Consider the following 19514-nt stretch of genomic DNA (forward strand, 5'->3'; position numbering starts at 1 on the left):
CCCCCCCCCCCCCCCCCCCCCCCCCCCCCCCCCCCCCCCCCCCCCCCGCCCCCCGCCCCGGCCCTCCCCCGGACAGCCGGGAGGGGCCCGGCGCGGCGTCACTCGGCGGCCGGTGGGCGGCGGAAGGAGCGGCGCCCCCGGGAGAGCGCGTAGCCGCCGACCCCCGCGAGCGCGCCCAGGGCGCCACCCGCCACGGTCCACACCCAGCGGTCGGACCACCAGCCCGAACCCCAGCCGCCGTCGGGCTCGGCCGCGGCCGTGGTGTCCGACGAGGAGTCGTCCCCGCCCGGGGATCCGGTCGGCGACTCGGTCGCCTCCGGGCTCGCCCCGGCGTCCGGCGCCTGGGTGGCGCCCGCCCGCACGGCCGGGGTCAGCGGGGAGAGCTCGCCGCCTTCCGCGTGCGCCCCGCCGGTGTCCCGGGTCGAGGCGGTGACCTCGGTGGTGAAGGGCAGCCCGAGGTCCTGCTCCGGCAGGTCCACGACGGTCAGCCGGATGTAGTAGGAGCCGGGCAGCGGCTCGTTGGCCCAGGCCTCGGACCAGGGGCGCACCCGGCGGATCCGGCAGCCGAGGTCGAGGGAGGCGTCCTCGGGGGCCGCGGTCGCGGTCTGCGCGCCCGAGGTGCAGGCCTGGCGGCGGCGCAGCCCGTCGTAGACGTCGAGCCGCCAGGTGGTCTTCCCGTGCCGCGCCTGGGCCTCGGGCAGCTTGATGTTCGCCTCGACGGTGGGGACCTGCCCGGCCGCCGCGGGGAACACCCAGTAGAGGTAGTCGCCGGCCGACGCGGAGGCGGTCGCGGTCTGCCCCTGCTCGATCGCGGTGGCGGTCCGGAAGCCGGTGCCGGCCTCGGTGGGGCCGTCGTCGCCGTCCGCGCTCGCGCTCGGGGACGCGTCGGCCGCCGCCACGGGCGCGCCGGCGAGCAGGGCGGCGCACAGCGCGAACGCGGCGCCCGCGGTACGTAGGACACGCATCAGTTGGTCCTCCAGACGGTCACGCGCCAGCGGGCCAGCCAGCCCCACACCAGTCCCACCAGCAGTCCGGTCACGGTGAGCACCACCAGCAGCACCCAGCCGCGGCCGAGGCCGAAGGCGGCCACGTCACCGGGCGGGTCGCCGGCGTCGACGATGTTCACGGACAGCTCGACGGGCAGCCCGGGGGTGCGCTTGACGGACGCGGGCGCGGAGAACGATTGGCTCAGCTCGAGGCAGACCGTGCGCGGCGTGTCGTCCTCCACCTCGCGGCCCTCGGCCACCGGGTAGCGCAGCCCGGTCGAGATCACGTCGGTGCGGCCGCTGCCCGCCTCGCTGCCGCGCACCAGCTCGCGGCCCCGCTGGCTGACCGCCCGCAGCAGCACGCCGTAGTCGGGGTCGACGGCGCGGTCGGCGCCCACGCTCGCCGAGGCCCGCAGCTCCTGGCCGGGGGCGACCCTCACCCGGTACCAGCGGTGCTCGCCGAAGCCCTCCCGGTCGTTGTAGAGGCCCGCGCCGAGGACGGGGGCCTTGGCGCACTCCTCGGCGCCCTGGACCGCGGTCGGGGTCTGCACCGGCGTGTCCGCGGAGCGCCGCACCAACTGCTTGATGCGGGTGGAGAGCTGGTCGGTGTGCTGGACCGCCGTGTAGGTGCCGCCGGTGGCCTCGGCGATGCAGCTGAGCTGTTCGCGGACCTTGCGGTCCAGGGTCAGCCCGAGGGTGTCGACGACCAGGTGGGTTCCCTGGGCGGCCAGTTCCCGGGCCACGTCGCACGGGTCGGGCTGTCCGCAGGAGTCCTCGCCGTCGGTGATGAGCACGATCCTGCGGGTCGCGTCGCCGCCCGCCAGGTCCTTGGAGGCGCCGCGCAGGGCGAGGCCGATGGGTGTCCAGCCGGTGGGGCGCAGCGTGGCGACGGCGGCCTTGGCCTCGGTGCGGTCCACCCGGCCGACGGGGTAGAGCTGCTTGCTGTCCAGGCAGCCGGTCTCGCGGTCCTTGCCCGGGTAGGTGGCGCCGAGGGTGCGTATGCCGAGCCGGATCTCGTCGGGCGCGGCGTCCAGCACCTCGTTGAACGCCTGCTTGGCGGCGGCCATGCGGGACATGCCGTCCACGTCGCGGGCGCGCATCGAGCCGCTGACGTCCAGCACGAGTTCGACTTTGGGGGACTCGCGGTCCGGTTGGTCCGGTTCGTCGGCGACGGCCACGGCCGGGGCCGACAGGCCGCACACCACGGCCGCGAGCAGCCCGAGGGCGCCTGTCGCCAGGCGTTTCTTTTTGATCACCGCGGCATCTTACGGAGCATCATATGAGCGTTCCAAAGTCGCGTGTTCATTGGTCACCCCGTATGAACGTGTGGCGGGTCGGGGCCGGTGGGCTGTACGGTGCGTCCAGCCCACCGGCCGGAGGATCCCGTTCGTGCTCAGCCCCTCACTCGCCCAGGAGATCGCCGGGGAGACCTCCGCGGTCATCGGTCTGAACGTCCTCATCACCGACAGCGAGGGCATCGTCATCGGCAGCGGTGACACCAGCCGCGTCGGCACCTTCCACGAGGCCTCGGTGGAGGTGATGCGCACCCGGGAGCCCGCCACCCACACCGCGGCGCAGGCGCAGGAGCTCAAGGGGGTGCGGGCCGGGGTGACCCTGCCGCTGGTCATGGACGGACACGCGGTGGGCACGGTCGGCATCACCGGGACGCCCGCCCAGGTGCGGCGCTTCGGGCTTGTGGTCAAGCGGCAGACGGAGATCCTGCTGCGCGAGTCGTCCGTGCTGCGCTCCCGGGTGCTCAGGGAGCGGGTGCTGGAGGATCTGCTCGCCGATGTGGCCACGTACGACGCGGAGGTCGTGGAGCCCGACTTCGTGGTCTTCCGCGCCGCCGAGGTGGGCTTCGACCTGCGTCTGCGCCGGATCGCGGTGGCCGTCGAGGTGACCGCGCCCGGCGCCGTGGGCAGCGCCCGCCACCGCGCGGACCCGCCCGCCCCGGACACCGCGCTGGTCCGCCCGGAGCTGCTGCGCACCGTGCGGGAGGTGTTCGACGATCCGCAGGACGTGGTGGCGGGGGCGGCGCCGGGGTGGATCGGGGTGCTGCACCGGTTACCCGAACAGGGTTCCGTCAGCCGGGTGATGACGGCGTGTCAGCGACTGGCCGGTCTGGTGGGCAGTCGGCACGGCGTGGCCGCCCGGGTCGGTGTCGGGGAGCCCGCCACCTCGGTCGGCGGTCTGCACGACTCGTACCAGGACGCGTGCGACGCGCTGCGGCTGGGGGCCCGGGTGGCGCCCGAGCTGCCGGTGCACCTGGTGTCCGACCTGCGCGCCCACCAGCTGCTCGCGGCCACCGGCCACCACGCCCGCGACCGGCTGCTGGCGCTCACCGCGGCGGACCTGCGCGAGCAGCCGGACTGGCCGGTGCTCCGGGACACCGTGGTGGCCTGGTGCGAGAACGGCTTCAACCTGGTGCGCGCCTCCGCGGCGCTGCGCATCCACCGCAACACCCTCGTCTACCGGATGAACAAGATCGAGCAGATCAGCGGCCGCCCGCTGCGCGACCACCGCACCACGCTCGCCCTCTACCTGGCCGCTCTGGCCGACCAGCTCGACGCTCCGCCCTGAGCCGGGTCAGCCCCGCCCGTCACGCCCGCCCCGCCCGCCCCGCCCGCGCGGGCCGGTTCGCGCCGCGCTCGCCAGGGAGCCCAGCCAGACCGCGGCGACCAGCCCGGTGGGCAGCGCGGGCGCGGCCGGCGGGGCCAGGGTGATCAGCAGCCCTCCCCCGGCGGCCCCCGCCACCAGGGCGGCCAGCAGCGTCGCCGTCACCCAGCGCACCCTGCCGGTGGCGGCGAGGTCGGCCAGCAGGTTGGTCAGCATGCCGGTGAAGTAGGTGGTGGACATCCCGGGCGGGGCGACGGCGCGCACCAGGGCGCTCTGCCCTCCCATGGCCACGGCGGCCAGGGCCAGCAGCCCCGTCCGCCGGCCGCCGCCGGGGTGTCCCCCGGCCGCCGCCCACAGCCCCCACAGGGCACCGAGCGCGAGCACTTCCACGGCGAGGGCGCGGCGGGCCGGCCGTCTCCTGCCCGGGCTGCCGCTCGGGCCGTGGACGATACGGCCGCCCACCAGCGCGCCGAGCGCATAGCCGGTGAGCGCGAGCGCGGCGTTCCCGGCGAGCTGCGGGTCGCGGGTCCCCGCCGACATGCCGAGCAGCGAGAGGTTGGCCGTCATCACACTGGTGAAGACGCCGCCGAGGGAGAGGAAGGCGACCGCGTCCATCGAGCCGGTCGCCACGGTCAGCGCGACGGCGGCCGCCAGGTCGGCGCCGCCCGGCCGGTCCGGGCCGCTCCCGCCCGTTAAGCCGCTCGACGCGCGCCGATGGTCCGGCGGGTCCGAGGGCGGGCCCGCCGGACGGTCGGCCCCGCCCTCGGGCCCGCCTTCCCCGGGCGGCCGGGAGTCGCTCATCCGGCGTCCCCCTTGGGCTTGTCCTCGTCGACGATCTCCGCCTCGACGACCTCCTCCTCGGCTCCCTGGCCCGCGCCCGCGCCCTCGGCGCCCGCGCCACCCGCCGAGCCGCCGCCCTCACCCTGCTGCGCCCCGGCCCGGGCGTACATGGCCGTGCCGATCTTCTGCGCGGCCACGGCTGCCTTGTCGGTGGCCGCCCGGATCCGGCCGGCGTCGTCGCCCTTGAGCGCGTCCTTCAGCTCGGAGACGGCCGACTCGGTCTCCTGCCGCGCGTCCCGCGGCACCTTGTCCCCCTGGTCGCGCAGCAGCTTCTCGGTGTTGTAGACGAGGGACTCGGCCGAGTTGCGGGTCTCGGCCGCCTCGCGGCGCTTGTGGTCCTCCTCCGCGTACCGCTCGGCCTCACGCATCATGCGGTCGATGTCGTCCTTCGGCAGCGCGGAGCCGCCGGTGACCGTCATCCGCTGCTCCCTGCCGGTGCCGAGGTCCTTCGCCGACACGTGCATGATCCCGTTGGCGTCGATGTCGAAGGCGACCTCGATCTGCGGCACCCCGCGCGGGGCCGGCGGCAGGCCGGTCAGCTCGAACATGCCGAGCTTCTTGTTGTACGCCGCGATCTCGCGCTCGCCCTGGAACACCTGGATCTGCACCGACGGCTGGTTGTCCTCGGCCGTGGTGAAGATCTCGGAGCGCTTGGTCGGGATGGTCGTGTTGCGCTCGATCAGCTTGGTCATGATGCCGCCCTTGGTCTCGATGCCGAGGGACAGCGGGGTGACGTCGAGCAGCAGGACGTCCTTGACCTCGCCCCTGAGCACACCGGCCTGGAGCGAGGCGCCGACCGCGACCACCTCGTCCGGGTTGACGCCCCGGTGCGGGTCCTTGCCGGTCAGCTCCTTGACCAGCCCGGTCACGGCGGGCATCCGGGTCGAGCCGCCGACCAGGATCACATGGTCGATGTCGGACACCTTGATCCCGGCGTCCTTGACCGCCTGGTGGAACGGCCCCTTGCAGCGCTCCAGCAGGTCCTCGGTCAGCTGCTCGAACTGCGAGCGGGTGAGCTTCTCGTCCAGGTGCAGCGGGCCCTCGGCGGACGCCGTGATGTAGGGCAGGTTGATGGTGGTCTCGGTGGCCGCGGACAGCTCGATCTTCGCCTTCTCCGCGGCCTCGCGCAGCCGTTGGAGCGCCATCTTGTCCTTGGCCAGGTCCACCCCGTAGCCGCCCTTGAACCGGGTGACGAGGTGGTCGACGATCCGCTGGTCCCAGTCGTCGCCGCCCAGGTGGGTGTCGCCGTTGGTGGCCTTGACCTCGACGACCCCCTCGCCGATCTCCAGCAGCGAGACGTCGAAGGTGCCGCCGCCGAGGTCGAAGACCAGGATGGTCTGGTCGTTCTCCTTGTCCAGGCCGTACGCCAGGGCGGCGGCCGTCGGCTCGTTGATGATCCGCAGCACCTTCAGGCCGGCGATCTCGCCCGCCTCCTTGGTGGCGGTCCGCTGGGCGTCGTTGAAGTACGCCGGGACGGTGACCACCGCGTCCGTCACGTCCTCGCCAAGGTAGCCCTCCGCGTCGCGCTTGAGCTTCTGCAGCACGCGCGCGGAGATCTCCTGCGCGGTGTAGCGCTTGCCGTCCACGTCCCCGGTGGCGGGGAAGCGCCACCCCGCGTCCCCCATGTGGCGCTTGACCGACCGCGCCGTGCGCTCCACGTTGGTCACGGCCTGACGCTTGGCCACCTCGCCCACCAGCACCTCGCCGTTCTTGGCGAACGCCACCACCGAGGGGGTCGTGCGGGCGCCCTCGGTGTTGGTGATGACGGTCGGCTCGCCGCCCTCCAGGACACACACCACGGAGTTCGTCGTCCCCAGGTCGATACCGACTGCGCGGGTCATCTCAACACTCCTCTCCTGCGGGACGGGAGCCCTTCACAGAGTGATCCGATTTATGCTCAATGCTACAAAAAACCGGACTTGCGAGTTTTTCTCATGGCCTGTGGTCGGTGGGGGCGGTGCCGTCGTCGTCCAGGCAGGCCTCGTGCCAGATGTTCTGGGCCTGCACCAGCAGCGCCCCGAACGCGGCGATGCTCGGCGTGCCACCGCGGCCGCCGCCCTCGACCAGGTTCTCCTGGAGGGAGGTGTGCAACCTGGCGACCTGCGACAGGGCCTCCTCCAGCTCGGACCGCGCGGCCGCCGCCTCGGGCGCGGCGGGGCCGCTCAGCAGGGTGGCGTGCGCCCGGCAGGCGTCGGCCAGCCGGCCCAGCAGCCGGCCGTGGTCGCACAGCGCCCGGGCGTCGGGGAGCTCGATGGCGCGGTTCTCGTCGGCGATGTCGGCGAGGGTGCGGACCAGCGCGGAGAGGTGGGCCACGATCCGGGCCCACCGCTCGTCCTCCTCCTCGGACGGCACATCGGTCATCCCGCGCCGCAGCCGGCGCCGCCGCCCGGGGTTCAGCCGCAGGCTCTCACCGCTCCACTGCCGCGCCGCGCGCAGGCTCTCCAGCCGCTGCCGCAGGTCCTCCGAGCGGCGCGTCCAGTCGGCGGCGGTGCCCACGTCCCACCGCTCCTCGACGAGCCCCTCGCCGATCGCCCGGAGCGTCTCGGCGGCCTTCTCGGCCAGCGCGCGCAGGTTCTCCCGTACGTCGCGCAGATGGACCGGAGGCAGGATCAGCGCGTTGACCGCGATACCGATGGCGGCACCGAGGGCCGCCTGCAGCAGCCGGTGGGTGACGGTGACGTCGGAGACCGGCGCGGAGGTGAGGGTGAACAGGGCGGTGGTGGGCCCGTAGATGCCCTGGTCCCCGAATCTGGGCCAGTTGCTCAGCAGCATGACGACCGGCAGGGCCACGGCGATGGCGGCCAGCGTGTCACCGGTGACGGCGACGGCCGCGGTGGCCACCAGGGTGCCGGCGGCTATCGCCGCGAGCTGCTGCAGGCCCTTGAGGACGGAACGGTAGACAGTGGCCTGGACCAGCACCACCGCCACCCACGGCGCCATCAGGGCCACCGGGTCCCTGAGCCACCACCCGGAGATCGACCACGCGAGGATGGCCGCGCCGGCCGCCTTCAAGGACTGGACGAGCAAGTCCCGCTCGCGCCCGGGGCCCCGCCGTGCCCGCCGCAGGGCGGCCATCACCACCCCGGCCTCCGCACGCACCACGCGGGCGGCGTGCGACACACCTGACAGAAGATCCATACCCGCCGGGTTCCTGGGGAGCGCCGGTGTATGCGCAAGGCGGCCGGAACAGCGACGTCACGGCGGTACGGGAGCGCCCGGGACCCGGCTGCTCAGCCGCCCAGGAGGCCGCCGGTCAGGCCGCCGAGCACGCCGTCGACCGTGTCGCCGACGCCGTCGATCACACCGCCCACCAGGCCGTGGTCCTTGTCCCTCCCCTGGCCCGTGTCCTGGTGCCCGCCGGACTCGTGCCCGTGGTCGGCCGGGTGGGTGGTGGGATCCTCGGCGGGCGAGGTGGGCTTGGTGGTGTCCGGCTCGGACGCCGAGGGCGCCTCTGCGTCGGGGTCGCTCGTGGGCGCGGTCGACGGGGTGCCGGCCGTGGAGGTGCCGGAGGGCTCGCGGGTGCGCGAGGTGTCGGCCCGGGAGGCGCCGTCGGCGTCCCGTACGAGCTTGGGCTTGGCGGAGGCGGTGGGGGCCGGCCCGGTGCCGCCGGGCCGGTCGGCGTCGGTGGACCGGTCCGGGCCGGTCGGCCGGTCGGAGCCCGTGGACCGGTCCGAGCCGCCGGGGCCGGCCTCGGGCGTCCCGTCCGGCTGGGAGCTGACGTCGGCGCGCGCCTGGACGGTCTTGTCGCCGCCGATCGACGAGTGGAGAGCGAGGGCGATGGTGCCCGCCACCCCCAGGGCGGCGGCCGCCTTGATCGTTGTGGCACGTGCCTGCTGCGCAGGGGTGGGGCGGCTGTGTCGGCCCATCTCGCTCGAGTCTCCCGTATGACATGTCCTCGCTACGGCGCACCAGTAAAGCTTGATCACGCCACCGGACACCGTTTCCGAGACGGAGTTGTTACACAGCGGGGCGATTCGTGGTGAGTTCTCCGCGTGTCATCCGCCCGCTCTCCTCTTGTCCTGGTCCTGGTTCTTGTCCTGGTTCTGGTCCTGTTGCCGGTTGCCCTGGTCCTGTTGCCGGCCCTGGTCCGTCGGCAGGAACGCGTGCAGCCACTTCTCGGTGTGGGCGACGTGCGTGGCCGCCGCGCCCGCGGCGGCGGTCGGGTCGCGGCGGGCGAGGGCGTCCGCGATCGCCCGGTGGTCCTCGTCGCTGGCGCGCTTGATGCCGGGGCCCTCGGGGAGGGTGAACACCTGGTAGGCGCGGGAGCGGGCGCGGAACACCCCCAGCAGCGAGCCGAGGGTGGGATTTCCGCCCACGCGGGCGATCTCGGCGTGGAAGCGGTGGTCGAGTTCGGACACCTCGGTCGGGTCCTCGGTGGCCTCCATGGCCTCGATGTACTCGAAGAGCCTGGCCAGCGTCTCGGGTGTCATCCGCGCGGCCGCCTGCGCGGCGGCGTGGGACTCCAGGACGCGCCGCAGCTCGAACATCTCCAGCAGCCCCTCCAGCGGCAGCAGGTCGACGGTCAGCGAAAGGCTGCCGACGATGTCCTCCGGACGCAGCTGGGAGACATAGGTGCCCGAGCCGTGGCGCGGCTCGATGACGCGCAGGGCCGCCAGCATGCGCACCGCCTCGCGGAGGGACCCGCGGGAGACCCCCAGCTCCTCGCACAGCTCGCTCTCGGGCGGAATGCGCTGCCCGGCGACCAGCCGGCCGGTGGCGATCATGTGCCGTAGGCCGTGGAAGGCCTTGTCGACTGCGGACATCGCTTCTCTTCCCCACTCCCCGTGACTCGGCGACGACGCCGTGTCTCAGGTTCTCACTCTATCGAGTCATCAGATCTCTCCCCCGAGGCAACCGCAAATCATTAGATGACTTATCGGAGCCGTACACCTATTGCCTTCATCATGGCCGCTGTGTGAGGATCCGGGGCCAAGTCACCGACCAAGTCATCAGACCTCTTGCCAGCGAGTGTCTGATGTATCGGCCGATTCCTGGGAGATGTCCAGTCACGTGAGCGAGACCGACGTCAGCACAGCGCCGCGCCCCCTGCTTCTCGCCGACGGCCGCCCGGCCGCCCGGGCATGGTCCCTGCACCCCGGGCAGCGCCACCTCAACCACGGGTCCTTCGGGGCGGTGCCGGTGGTGGCGCAGCGCGAACAGCAGCGGCTGCGCGAGGAGATGGACCGTTCGCCGGTGCTGTGGTTCGCGACGCTTCCGGAACGGGTGGCGGCGGCCCGGACCGCCCTCGCCGGGTTCCTGCGGGTGGCGCCCGAGGACTGTGCCCTGGTGCCGAACGCGAGCGGCGGGGCGAGTGTGGTGTACGCCAACCTGACGCTGCGGCCCGGCGCCGAGGTGCTGGTCACGGACCACGGGTACGGGGCGGTGACCATGGGGGCCGAGCGGCTGGCCCGGCGTCACGGCGCCACGGTGCGTACGGTCCATGTGCCGCTCGACGCGGACGAGGAACGGGCCAGCGCGGCCGTGGTGGCCGCCCTGAGCGAGGCCACCGGGCTGATCGTGCTGGACCACATCACCTCGGCGACCGCCCGCCGCATGCCGGTGCGGCGGATCGGCGCGGTGGCGCGGGAGCGCGGCATTCCGCTGCTGGTGGACGGGGCGCATGTGCCCGGCCTGCTCGCCGATCCGCTGGACGGGGTGGACTGCGACTTCTGGACCGGCAATCTGCACAAGTTCGGCTGTGCGCCGCGCGGCACCGCCGCCCTGGTCGCCCGGGGCCCGCTGCGCGACTCCCTCCGCCCTCTGATCGACTCCTGGGGCGCCGGCGAGCCCTTCCCCGACCGCTTCGACACCCAGGGGACGGTGGACGCCACCTCCTACCTGGCGGCGCCGACGGCCCTGGACTTCATCGAGGCCACCTGGGGCTGGGAGCGTGCCCGCGCCTATATGAGCGAACTGGCCGACTACGCGGAGCGTGTCATCGGCGAGGCCTTCGCCGAGGTCATGGGCGAGAGCGCGGCCGTGGACGTCGGCATGCCGGTGGGCCCGATGCGCCTGGTGCGGCTGCCGGCGGGGCTCGGCACCACCCGGCTGGAGGCCGACGCGCTGCGCGACCGGGTGGCGCGCGAGCTGGATGTGGAAGTGGCCTTCACCAGCTTCGGCGGGGTCGGCTACTTCCGTCTGTCGACGCATGTGTACAACACGGCCGCCGACTTCGAGTACTTCGCCGAGCACTGCGTGCCGAAGCTCGCCGAGTGGGCCCGCACGCCGGGCGGCGCGCCGTAGCGGCGCCCGGCACATCTCCGTGATCCGCCACGGCGCCATGGCGCGCGCCGACATCCATGGAAGAGGACAAGGATGAGAAGAAGGCAGGCAGTCATCGCCCTCGGCCTGGCCGCCACCACGGTCATGACGGCCATGACGGGCTGTACCGCCGGGGTGAGTGACGGCAAGGTCCATCTCAAGATGGTCGAGAGCCTGACCAATCCCAGCCGTACCGCGGTCCTGAAGAAGCTGATCGCGGACTTCGAGAAGAAGAACCCGAAGATCAAGGTGGATCTCATCTCGCCGCCGACCGATCAGGCGGACCAGAAGATCCAGCAGATGCTGCAGTCCGGCAGCGGGGTCGACGCGCTCGAGGTGCGGGACATCACCGCGGGTCCCTGGGCGACCAACGGCTGGCTCTACGACATGAGCAAGGACCTCAAGGGCTGGGCGGGCTGGAAGGACCTCACCGACAACGCGGCCAAGTACGCCAAGGACGCCAAGGGCCGGACGTACTACATCCCCTACGGCTTCTACGGGCTGAGCCTGTTCTACCGCACCGACCTGGTCAAGGAGGCGGGCTTCAAGAAGCCGCCGGCCAGCTGGGACGAGCTGCTGAACCAGGCGAGCGCGATCCAGGACCCGGCCAAGCGCCAGTACGGTTACGCGTTCCGCGGCGGGACCAACGCCAACAGCAACGCGGTCGCGGTCATCGAGGCGTATGTGGCGGACCGGATCGACCACGACAACGGGTTCAGGCTCACCAACGGCAAGACCATCTTCTCGGCGCCCGAGGCGCTCGACGCCATGAAGACCTACCTCAAGCTGTTCAAGAAGGCCTCGCCACCCTCGTCGGTCGCCTGGGGCTACCCGGAGATGGTGGAGGGCTTCTCCAACGGCTCCACGGCCTTCCTGCTGCAGGACCCCGAGGTCATCGCCACGGTGCGGCAGTCGAAGTCCATCAAGGAGAGCCAGTGGACCACGGCTCCCCTGCTGGCCGGCCCCAGTGGCAAGGCCGTCCAGCCGGTGGCGACCGCGGGCTGGGGCATAGCCGCGGGCAGCAAGCACAAGGCGGAGGCGGTGAAGCTGGTCGAGTTCCTCTCGCAGGGGGACGCCTCGACCACCTTCACCAAGGAGAACAGCCTCGTGCCGATCCTCAAGGGCGCGGGCGAGGACTCGTTCTACCGGACCGGGCCGTGGGCGAGCTATGTGACGATGACCGAGAACCCGGACACGTACCTCACCGTGGTCCAGCCGCGTGACGCCTCCTGGTGGACCGAGTGGGTCCAGAAGTCCGACGCCGAGCTGCAGAAACTGCTGCTGGGCAAGATGACGCCCGAGGAGCTGCTGGCCGGCTGGGACGCGTACTGGACGAAGAAGTGGAAGAGCCGGACGTGAGCCTGTCGACCTCCAAGGAGGCGGGGCGCCCCACCCGTCGGGGCGCCCGGCCCGCGCCCGTCAAGACGGCGGGCCCCCGCCCCCGCTCGCGCAAACCGGCGTTCACGGTCCGCCGGGGCCTGGCCATCGCCGGGTTCATGGCTCCGGCGGTGCTGTTCGTCGCGGTGTTCACCTACTACCCGATGGTCTCGGGAAGCCAGATGGCGTTCCGCAACTGGAATCTCAACGACCTCACCGACACCTCATGGGTGGGGATCAGGAACTTCCAGGCCATCTTCCGGGACCCGGTGTTCTACACCGTGCTCGACAACACCCTCATCTGGGTGGTCGCCTCCCTCGTCCCCCAGCTGGTGATCGGCTTCGCGATCGCCCTGTGGCTGCGCCGGCGCTTCCGTTTCCGGGGGCTCTACCAGGCGCTGGTCTTCTTCCCGTGGGCCATCTCGGGATTCCTCATCGGCATCCTGTTCCGCTGGATGTTCAACAGCGAATTCGGCGTCGTCAACGACCTGCTGTCGAAGGCCGGGCTGATCGACGAGCCGGTCCCGTGGCTGGCGGAGCCGAAGACCGCGATGGCCGCCGTCGTCATCGCCAACATCTGGTACGGCGTCACCTTCTTCGCCATCATGATCCTGGCGGCGCTGCAGTCGATCCCCGACGAGCTGTACGAGGCGGCCGAACTCGACGGGGCGGGCAAGGTCCGCACGCTGTTCCAGGTCACCATTCCGTACATCCGCGCCACGCTGGCGCTGACCGTGCTGCTCCGGGTCATCTGGATCTTCAACTTCCCCGACATCATCTTCGGGATGACCGGTGGCGGACCGTCCAACGAGACGCACATCGTGACCACCTGGATGATCACCATCACCCAGCAGGGCGACTACGGGAAGGCCTCGGCGCTCGGGCTGGTCGTCGTCGCGCTGCTCATGGTGTTCTCCGTCTTCTACCTCATGGCCACCCGCGAGAAGAAGGGAGCGAGGTCGTGATACGCAAGGAGTCCGCCGCGGGGCGGGTGACCCGCGTCGCCTTCCTGACGCTCTGGCTGGTCATCACGGTGTTCCCGCTGTACTGGATCACCATCACCTCGTTCAAGGCGCCCGGCGACATCTTCGCGTTCCCGATCGCCTACTGGCCGAAGAACTTCTCCCTGGAGAACTACAGCGGGCTGTTCGGCAAGGCACGGTTCGGCGACTACCTGAGCAACAGCCTGGTCGTCGCGACCGTCGCGGGCACGGTGGCCACGGCCATCTCCGTGCTCTCGGCCTATGTGCTGGCGCGCTTCGAGTTCCGGAGCAAGTCGGCGCTGCTGATGGCCGCCCTGGTCACCCAGATGATTCCGTCCTTCATCGCGCTGGGGCCGCTGTACATGATGATGACCCAGCTGAATCTGGTCGACAACCGGCTTGGGCTCATCCTGGTGTACATCGCGGTGTGCATTCCGTTCAGCACCGTGATGCTCCGCGGGTTCTTCGAGAACATCCCGGACGCGCTGGAGGAAGCGGCGATGATCGACGGGTGTTCGCGCTTCGGGGCGCTCTTCCGGGTGCTGCTGCCCGTGATGAAGCCCGGCATCGTGGCGGCGTTCATCTTCAACTTCGTGAACTGCTGGAACGAGTTGTTCCTGTCGGTCACCCTGATGAACAGCGACGCCAACAAGACCATCCCCACGGCGCTGAACGGCTTCATCTCCAGCTTCAACATCGACTGGGGCTCGATGTCCGCGGCGGCCGTGCTCACCATCGTGCCGACCATGGTGCTGTTCGCCTTCGCCAGCCGCCATATCGTCCAGGGGCTGACCTCGGGCGCGGTGAAGGGGTAGGCGAGGGGGTGGCCGCCGGGCGCGGCCGGCGGCCGTCAGTCCTTCCGTACCCGCGCGCGCGGGGCCCGGCGGGTGCGGGTCCAGGTCAGCAGCTGGCGGGCCGTCCAGGTGTTGACGACCCGCTCCCGGGGCACGCCGCACTCCTCGGCCCGGGCGCACCCGTTGATCTGCCAGTCGAGCTGCCCCGGGGCGTGCGCGTCGGCGTCGATCGAGAAGAAGACGCCCGCCTGGACGGCCTGGCGCAGCAGCCGGCGCGGCGGGTCGAGGCGCTCCGGCCGGCAGTTGATCTCCACGGCGGTGCCGGCGGCGGCACAGGCGCCGAACACCTCCTCGGCGTCGAACCGGGACTCCGGGCGGCGCCCGCCGACCAGCCGCCCGGTGCAGTGCCCCAACACGTCGACCAGCGGGTTGCCGACCGCCGCGACCATCCGGCGGGTCATGGGGCGGGGGTCCATCCGCAGTTTGGAGTGGACGGAGGCCACCACCACGTCCAGCCGGTCCAGCAGTTCCGGCTCCTGGTCCAGGGAGCCGTCGAGGAGGATGTCGACCTCGATGCCGGTGAGCAGCCGGAAGGGGGCGAGCCGTCCGTTCAGCTCCTCGACCACCTCCAGCTGTGCGCGCAGCCGGTCGGCGGACAGGCCGCGGGCCACGGTCAGCCGGGGCGAGTGGTCGGTGAGCACGGCCCAGTCGTGGCCGAGGCGGGCGGCGGTGCGGCCCATCAGTTCGATCGGTGAGCCCCCGTCCGACCAGTCCGAGTGCAGATGGCAGTCGCCGCGCAGGGCGGCCCGCAGCGCGGCTCCGGGCCGCTCCTCCGGGCGGGTGTCCCCGTCCTGTTCCGTCTCCAGCTTCTCCAGATAGCCGGGCACCTGTCCGGCCAGCGCCTCCCGGACCACCCGGGAGGTCGTGGGGCCCAGCCCCTTGAGCGACTCGAGGGTGCCCGTGGCCGCCCGTCGTGCCACGTCCTCGGCGGGCAGCCCGGCCAACACCTCGGCGGCCGTGCGGAAGGCGCGCACCCGGTACGTCGGGGCCTGGGCGCGCTCCAGGAGGAACGCGATCCGGTCCAGCGCCTCCATGGGGTCCATGGTGTGTGTCCTGCCTTTCCGACCGATCCGGGTCCGAGGCTCCGCGAGCCCCTCTCCCAGGGTCGCCGCTCCCCGCTTCCCGTGCCCGTGGCGGGGCCCCCTTCAAAGGTTCATCGAGGCGTCCAGAGGTTCATCAGGGCGTCGACGCGGCCAGGGCGTGGCTGATCCGGCGGGTCGCGTCGTAGAGCTGCCGGTACAGGGGGTAGCGGTCGTCGTAGACCGGGCGCCAGGCCTCGTCCGGCTCGACGGTCGCGGTGATCGGGTTCCAGCCGCCGGTGTCCACGCCGAGGGCCCGAGCCGCGAGGGCGGCGTCTCCCAGGGAGGCGCCGATGGTCTCGGCGGGGATCTGCTGCGGCAGGCCGGTCGCGGCGGAGACGATGGCCGTCCACAGGCCACGGGCGCCGCCGCCCACCGCGACCAGCCGGTCGATGCGGGCCCCGGCGTCGGCGAACGCCTCGAGGTTGTGGCGCACGCCGAAGGCGGTGGCCTCCAGGGCCGCCCGGTACAGCTCCGCCCGCCCGTGGCCCAGGGTCAGGCCGATGACGGTGCCGCGCGCTCGCGGGTCGAACAGCGGGGTGCGCTCCCCGGCGAAGTACGGCAGCATCAGCAGGCCCCGCGAGCCGGGCGGCACCCGTTCGGCCTCGGCCAGCAGGGTGGCGAAGTCCGAGCCGGTGAGCTCCCGCAGCCAGTCGGTGAGGCTGCCGGAGGTGGCCATGCCCGCCGCGAGGCAGTAACTGCCCGGGCGCACTCCGGTGGTGCCCCACAGGGCGGGGTGGCGCATCGGGCGCTCGCCCATGACGGTGAGGAACATCGTCGAGCCGTACATCACCATGGCGTCGCCGGGTGACAGCGCGTCCACGCTGGCGGCCTCCGCCCAGGCGTCGATGGTGCCGGCGAGTACCGGCACCCCCGCGGGCAGGCCGGTGGCCGCGGCGGCGGCCCGGTGCACGGTGCCCACCACCTCCCCGGGCCAGGCCAGGGCCGGGAGCTCGAGGCCGGGGGCCACCCGCTGGGCCCAGGTGTCACTCCAGCGGCGGGCGTCGAGGTCGTAGAGCGGGTCGCACTGGCTGGCGGAGTGGTGGTCCAGCACGTACTCCCCCGTCAGCCGGTGCACCAGCAGGCTGGAGGCCATGAAGAAGCGGCGGGTCGCCCGCCACACGTCCGGCTCGTGGCGGGCCAGCCAGCGCAGCTTCGGGCCGACCGCCTGGCTGGTGAGGGGGGAGCCGCCGCGCACGAGGATCTCCGCCGCGCCGAGTTCGGCGGTCAGCTCCGCGATCTCGGTGGTGGCGCGGGTGTCGATGCCGTACAGGATGGCGGGGCGAAGCGGGCGGCCGGCGGCGTCGGCGGGCAGCAGGCACGGTCCGATGCCGGAGGTGCCGACCGCGGCCACCGCGCCGGGGTCCACGCCGTCGGTGTCCAGCAGTTCCCGGACGATGCCGGTGAAGTCGGCCCACCACACGGCCTCGGCGTCGTGTTCGAACCGGCCGGGCGCGGGGGTGGCGGTGCGGTGCGGGCGCGCGGCGCGGGCGAGCACCCGGCCGTCGGCGCGGACCGCCACCCCCTTGGAGGATCCGGTGCCGATGTCGACACCGAGGAACACCGATTCGCTCATCGCCCCCTCGTTCGTCGTGCGTACCCGTCCGGTTGCCCCGGCGTCAGGTGCATGGCGTCAGGTGCATACGGTAGCCGCCGCCCGCGCGGGAGCGGACGGGTCGACCCGGGAGATTCCGGAGCAATGGGGCGGCAAAGGAAGGATGCCCGCGAGCGGAGCCGGTTTACCCCCCGATGCCCCGGGCAGGCGGATACTCGTGCTTCGGACCGGAGGCACGCCTCGCGGGAGCGGTGTGGCCGCTCAGGGCGTGACCTGGTCCCGAGCCTCCCGCGGAGCAGCGCCGACGGCCCCCAAGAGACCGGCATTCCCATCCGCAGGAGGTGCGTTCCGTGACGACCGCAGTGCAGCCCAAGACTCGCCCGTCGGCCCACCCGCACGACGACGCGCCCGACACGTCCGCCGAGTTCGAGAGGATCGCGGAACTCCCGGACGGACCGGAGAAGGACGCGCTGAGGCAGCGGGTGGTCGAGGCCTGGATGCCGATGGCCGAGCGGCTGGCCGGCCAGTACCGCAACCGTGGCGAGGCCTTGGAGGACCTGCGGCAGGTCGCCGCCCTCGGCCTGGTGAAGGCCGTCAACCGCTACGACCCGGCGCGCGGTTCGGCCTTCGAGAGCTTCGCGGTGCCCACCATCGTCGGTGAGATCAAGCGCCACTTCCGCGACCACCTGTGGGGGCTGCACGTCCCCCGCCGCGTCCAGGAGCTGCGCAACCGGGTGCGGGCCGCCCACCGCGAGCTGTCCCACTCGCTGGACGACCGCGCGCCCGACCTCCAGGAGATCGCCGAGCGCACCGGCCTGTGCGAGGAGGACGTGCGCGTCGGCATGGAGGCCCTGGACAGCTTCACCCCGCTCTCGCTGGACGCCCAGCTGCCCGGCGCCGACGACGGCTACGCCCTGATGGACACCCTCGGCGAGCGGGAGCCCGCCTACGACCGGGTCGTGGACCGGGAGGCCGTGCGGACGAGGCTGGTGCGGCTCCCCGAGCGGGAGCGGCGGATCCTGTACATGCGTTTCTTCTGCGACATGACCCAGAGCCGCATCGCCGAGCAGCTGGGCATCTCCCAGATGCACGTCTCCCGCCTGATCAACCGAACCTGCTCCAACGTGTGCGAGCAGGTCCTGGCCGAGGCGAGCTGAACGCGCCGCCCGGCACCCGACGCGGCCGCGCTCCCGCGGCCGGGTGAGAGGATCCTGGCGCCCGGCGTGCCCCGGCCGGGCGCCGGGATCACCTGGTGCGTGCGGTCAGTGGGTCTGCACCCACCAGGTCATCAGGGCGATGACCGCGGTGCCACACGCGTACGAGGCGCCGCGCACGAAATTCGCCGCCGCGATTCGGCCGTAACGCCGCCAGCGCCCGGTGGAGCGGCGGGGGGCCGGGGGACGATTCTCCGTAGACAGCATGTGGAGCCCCTTTCGTGAGCGTGCGAACACTGACGGGTCCACGCCGGGAGCCCCTCAGCGCCGACCGTCGCCGGGCTGCTGACCACGGGCTCCTTCGCGCTACGGCAACCATACAAGATTGTGATCTTGTGAAATTCGCAGGACGCGCCGGGAAGTCGCTCAGCTCACACGGTTCGCCGCGACAGGTCGGTGATGTCCGGCTCGTGGCGGGTGTACGCGCCGACGGCGCAGAACGGATCCGCGCACCGGGCCGGCGGTCACCCAACCGGCCCAGCTTCGGCCTGGCGGCCCGTCCGGGCCACACCTTCGGCCGAGGGCCGGCTCAGCCGTGCCAGCGCAGCACCGCGCCGAGGCCGCCCGCCGGCCCGGCCATGCCCTCCGGAACCACCAGCACCTCGGTGTCCGCCGCCGCGGCCGCGCGCACCAGCGCGTCGTCCGCGCGCGCCGCCTCGGGCGCCGCGACCCCCAGCGCGCGCACCTGGGCCCGCTGCACGGCCACCTGGTCCACACCGGGGCCGATCCACACCTCCCGGCGGGCGTCCGCCCCCGTCTGCCCCAGCAGAAGGGTGGCCGCCTGGTGGCTGCGCACCGCCTCCACCACCGCCGGCATTCCCTCCGCCGCGCCACCGGACGCGGAACCGTCGTGGGCGCCGCCCACCCCCGGCTCACCCGGGCGGCCCCGGGCGGCGCGGAAGAGATCCAGGACCTCCTCCAGATGGGAGCGCGCGTACTCCTCGCGGGCGCGTTCGATCTCCGCCTCCAGCAGCGCCCGGGCGCTGCCCGCGGCCCTGCTGCCGTGCTGCGCCTCCACCGCACGGGCGCGCAGCGGCTCGGGCAGCCGCTCGTGCACCGCCCGGCGCTCGCGCGGCTCACCGGCCAGCACCAGCAGGCGCGCGTCGCTCTCCGGCCACCGCCGCGCGAGCTCGCCGGCGACCAGGTCGGCGGTCTGATCCCAGGTGTTCTCGACCCGGTTCCGGTAGTGCCACTCGTGCCGGTCGGCGGGTACGGAGCGGTGGCCGCGCCCCTGGGGCGGGCCGCCCCTCGCCCGGCCGGCGGGGCGCGGACCGGCGTCGTCGAGCAGTTCCAGATCGGCTCCGGAGCGGTCGACACGGGCCACCAGACAGGGGGGCCACTCGCCGCGCAGGGACGCCAGCGGCGCCACCCGGGGAAGCATCGACCAGGAGGTGACCACATCCGGCGGCGAGGCGGCCAGCGGGAGGTCGAGGACCACCTCCCCGTCCGCCGCGAACAGCGCGCGCCCCGCGGACGGCCTGCCCGTCCGCTCGCGGGCCAGCCGCTCGACCAGCGCGTCGCGCGTGGCGGCGTCGGCGCCCTGCCGGGCGAGCTGCTCGGACACGAACCGCTCCCGCAGCCTGCGCCGCCTGGGCGCGTCCTCGGTCGCACGCGAGGTGTCCAGGTAGACACAGGCCCACGGACCGGGGCGATCGAACAGCGGCTTCAGGAATCCAACGTCCATGACCTCCCCCATCCCGGGGAAACGCACGAGAGCCGGGGCGCACCCGGAGGAATCCGGAGCCCCCG

At 72.9% G+C, this 19514-nt stretch carries 17 protein-coding genes; 6 read left to right on the forward strand and 11 right to left on the reverse strand.

All coding sequences use genetic code 11. The features are described 5' to 3' along the window. Positions 1–98: 98 nt before the first annotated feature. Positions 99–965, reverse strand: coding sequence for a hypothetical protein (locus ABFY07_RS38615; RefSeq protein WP_346178947.1), 867 nt, complete (start codon positions 963–965; stop codon positions 99–101). Then, the gene (locus tag ABFY07_RS38620; RefSeq protein WP_346178948.1) at positions 965–2242 is read right to left on the reverse strand and encodes a VWA domain-containing protein; all 1278 of its coding nucleotides are present in this window, start codon (positions 2240–2242) and stop codon (positions 965–967) included. Before ABFY07_RS38620 ends, ABFY07_RS38615 begins: the two co-directional genes overlap by 1 nt. Before the next feature lie 133 nt (positions 2243–2375). On the opposite strand from ABFY07_RS38620, the gene ABFY07_RS38625 reads away from it, so the two are divergent. Then, on the forward strand, positions 2376–3566 hold the full coding sequence (locus ABFY07_RS38625; protein ID WP_346178949.1) for a CdaR family transcriptional regulator: 1191 nt from the start codon (positions 2376–2378) through the stop codon (positions 3564–3566). A gap of 6 nt (positions 3567–3572) precedes the next feature. On the opposite strand, the gene ABFY07_RS38630 is transcribed toward ABFY07_RS38625, so the two are convergent. From ABFY07_RS38630 to ABFY07_RS38650, 5 genes are all read right to left on the reverse strand, one after another. Continuing rightward, positions 3573–4403 (reverse strand): YoaK family protein, encoded by an 831-nt coding sequence (locus tag ABFY07_RS38630; RefSeq protein ID WP_346178950.1) that lies wholly within the window; start codon positions 4401–4403, stop codon positions 3573–3575. Further along, positions 4400–6283 (reverse strand): molecular chaperone DnaK, encoded by a 1884-nt coding sequence (gene dnaK, locus ABFY07_RS38635; RefSeq protein WP_346178951.1) that lies wholly within the window; start codon positions 6281–6283, stop codon positions 4400–4402. The genes ABFY07_RS38630 and dnaK overlap by 4 nt, the downstream gene beginning before the upstream one ends. 91 nt (positions 6284–6374) lie before the next feature. Continuing rightward, the gene (locus ABFY07_RS38640; RefSeq protein ID WP_346178952.1) at positions 6375–7580 is read right to left on the reverse strand and encodes an FUSC family protein; all 1206 of its coding nucleotides are present in this window, start codon (positions 7578–7580) and stop codon (positions 6375–6377) included. Between the two features lie 92 nt (positions 7581–7672). Next, on the reverse strand, positions 7673–8308 hold the full coding sequence (locus ABFY07_RS38645) for an extensin (RefSeq protein WP_346178953.1): 636 nt from the start codon (positions 8306–8308) through the stop codon (positions 7673–7675). Between the two features lie 129 nt (positions 8309–8437). After that, a complete protein-coding gene (locus ABFY07_RS38650) occupies positions 8438–9205 on the reverse strand; it encodes a FadR/GntR family transcriptional regulator (protein ID WP_346178954.1) in 768 nt (255 codons plus the stop codon). Between the two features lie 247 nt (positions 9206–9452). On the opposite strand from ABFY07_RS38650, the gene ABFY07_RS38655 reads away from it, so the two are divergent. The 4 genes from ABFY07_RS38655 (at position 9453) to ABFY07_RS38670 (ending at position 13878) form a co-directional block, all read left to right on the forward strand. After that, entirely contained in the window at positions 9453–10685 is a 1233-nt protein-coding gene (locus ABFY07_RS38655) for an aminotransferase class V-fold PLP-dependent enzyme (protein WP_346178955.1), read from the forward strand. Between the two features lie 72 nt (positions 10686–10757). Continuing rightward, positions 10758–12062: an ABC transporter substrate-binding protein gene (locus tag ABFY07_RS38660; protein ID WP_346178956.1), complete on the forward strand. Its 1305-nt coding sequence runs from the start codon at positions 10758–10760 to the stop codon at positions 12060–12062. Continuing rightward, entirely contained in the window at positions 12059–13045 is a 987-nt protein-coding gene (locus ABFY07_RS38665; RefSeq protein ID WP_104531471.1) for a carbohydrate ABC transporter permease, read from the forward strand. The genes ABFY07_RS38660 and ABFY07_RS38665 overlap by 4 nt, the downstream gene beginning before the upstream one ends. Next, positions 13042–13878 carry a carbohydrate ABC transporter permease gene (locus ABFY07_RS38670; protein ID WP_346178957.1) on the forward strand — a complete coding sequence of 279 codons (837 nt, stop codon included), beginning with the start codon at positions 13042–13044 and terminating at the stop codon, positions 13876–13878. The genes ABFY07_RS38665 and ABFY07_RS38670 overlap by 4 nt, the downstream gene beginning before the upstream one ends. 35 nt (positions 13879–13913) lie before the next feature. Here the strand turns inward: ABFY07_RS38670 and ABFY07_RS38675 are convergent, their stop codons facing one another. Together ABFY07_RS38675 and ABFY07_RS38680 are read right to left on the reverse strand one after the other, a co-directional pair. After that, entirely contained in the window at positions 13914–14960 is a 1047-nt protein-coding gene (locus ABFY07_RS38675; RefSeq protein WP_346178958.1) for a PHP domain-containing protein, read from the reverse strand. A 133-nt stretch (positions 14961–15093) separates the two neighbouring features. Beyond that, entirely contained in the window at positions 15094–16572 is a 1479-nt protein-coding gene (locus ABFY07_RS38680; RefSeq protein ID WP_346178959.1) for an FGGY-family carbohydrate kinase, read from the reverse strand. A gap of 329 nt (positions 16573–16901) precedes the next feature. Between ABFY07_RS38680 and ABFY07_RS38685 the strand changes: the two genes are divergently transcribed. Further along, positions 16902–17708: a SigB/SigF/SigG family RNA polymerase sigma factor gene (locus ABFY07_RS38685; protein ID WP_346178960.1), complete on the forward strand. Its 807-nt coding sequence runs from the start codon at positions 16902–16904 to the stop codon at positions 17706–17708. A gap of 105 nt (positions 17709–17813) precedes the next feature. Here the strand turns inward: ABFY07_RS38685 and ABFY07_RS38690 are convergent, their stop codons facing one another. Both ABFY07_RS38690 and ABFY07_RS38695 read right to left on the reverse strand, forming a co-directional pair. Beyond that, positions 17814–17972, reverse strand: coding sequence for a hypothetical protein (locus ABFY07_RS38690; protein ID WP_346178961.1), 159 nt, complete (start codon positions 17970–17972; stop codon positions 17814–17816). Positions 17973–18294: 322 nt separating this feature from the next. Then, positions 18295–19449 carry a baeRF2 domain-containing protein gene (locus tag ABFY07_RS38695; protein WP_346178962.1) on the reverse strand — a complete coding sequence of 385 codons (1155 nt, stop codon included), beginning with the start codon at positions 19447–19449 and terminating at the stop codon, positions 18295–18297. Positions 19450–19514 lie beyond the last annotated feature (65 nt).

The organism is Streptomyces sparsogenes subsp. cuspidosporus (genome assembly GCF_039532705.1).
GTDB classification, from domain to species: Bacteria; Actinomycetota; Actinomycetes; order Streptomycetales; family Streptomycetaceae; genus Streptomyces; species Streptomyces sparsogenes.